The organism is Streptococcus sp. 1001283B150225_161107_H12, from assembly GCF_015552665.1.
Lineage (GTDB): Bacteria > Bacillota > Bacilli > Lactobacillales > Streptococcaceae > Streptococcus.
Genome location: NZ_JADNFC010000014.1, coordinates 1 through 1097, shown reverse-complemented (window position 1 = coordinate 1097; position 1097 = coordinate 1). Strand labels below are relative to the sequence as shown.

Annotated in this window: 2 protein-coding genes; both read left to right on the top strand. The window is 32.2% G+C overall.

Annotated elements, in window-relative coordinates; translation table 11 throughout:
• Positions 1 to 172 precede the first annotated feature (172 nt).
• On the top strand, positions 173 to 787 hold the full coding sequence (locus I2C87_RS09990; protein WP_324250068.1) for a CadD family cadmium resistance transporter: 615 nt from the start codon (positions 173 to 175) through the stop codon (positions 785 to 787).
• An 11-nt stretch (positions 788 to 798) separates the two neighbouring features.
• Positions 799 to 1097 (top strand): Cd(II)/Zn(II)-sensing metalloregulatory transcriptional regulator CadX (gene cadX, locus I2C87_RS09985; protein ID WP_057990285.1); only part of this gene is annotated, 299 nt, incomplete at its 3' end.

Sequence of the window (1097 nt, the reverse complement as noted above, 5' to 3'; positions counted from 1 at the left end):
TTAAATATTGAAAAAACCATTGGCAGTGGACATACTTTAAGACTATATATTTCTGAAACTAGTTTCACAATACAAATATTGACATGCAATTATTAATTGGTGGATTTTAAGTTGACATCTACAAAGGTTAATGTTAGAATACATTCAAAAATATATTTGAATGAGGTGTTTTATGATTCAAAATATTGTTACTTCAATAATCCTGTATTCTGGGACAGCCGTAGACTTACTTATTATCCTAATGTTATTTTTTGCCAAAAGAAAAAGCAGAAAGGACATCATTAACATCTATTTAGGACAATTTCTAGGCTCTGATAGTCTAATATTCCTAAGTTTGCTTTTTGCATTTGTCTTAAATTATATTCCTAGTAAAGAGATTTTAGGTTTACTCGGTTTGATTCCAATTTTCCTAGGCCTCAAAGTTTTGCTTTTAGGAGATTCTGATGGAGAAGCTATTGCAAAAGATGGTTTGCGAAAAGACAATAAAAACCTGATTTTTCTAGTCGCTATGATTACTTTTGCAAGTTGTGGCGCTGACAATATTGGTGTCTTTGTCCCATATTTTACCACCTTAAATTTAGCGAATTTGATAGTGACTTTACTTACTTTTCTAGTCATGATTTATCTCTTGGTTTTTTCTGCCCAAAAATTAGCACAAGTCCCTTCTGTTGGAGAAACTTTGGAAAAATATAGCAGATGGTTTATTGCCGTTGTCTATTTAGGATTGGGGATGTATATCCTGATTGAAAACAACAGCTTTGACATGCTATGGGCTGTGTTAGGCTAGGAGAAAAAATTATGAAAAAAGATAGTATCTGTCAAGTGGATGTTATTAATCAACAAAATGTTACAACCGCAACGAACTACCTTGAAAAGGAAAAAGTCCAAAAATCACTTCGCATTTTATCAAAATTTACCGATAATAAACAGATAAATATCATCTTTTATCTCCTTGCTGTTGAAGAACTCTGTGTCTGTGATATAGCCTGTTTACTAAATCTCAGTATGGCATCTGCCTCCCACCATCTTCGTAAACTAGCCAATCAAAACATCTTGGATACTAGAAGAGAGGGGAAAATTATATATTATTTTATAAA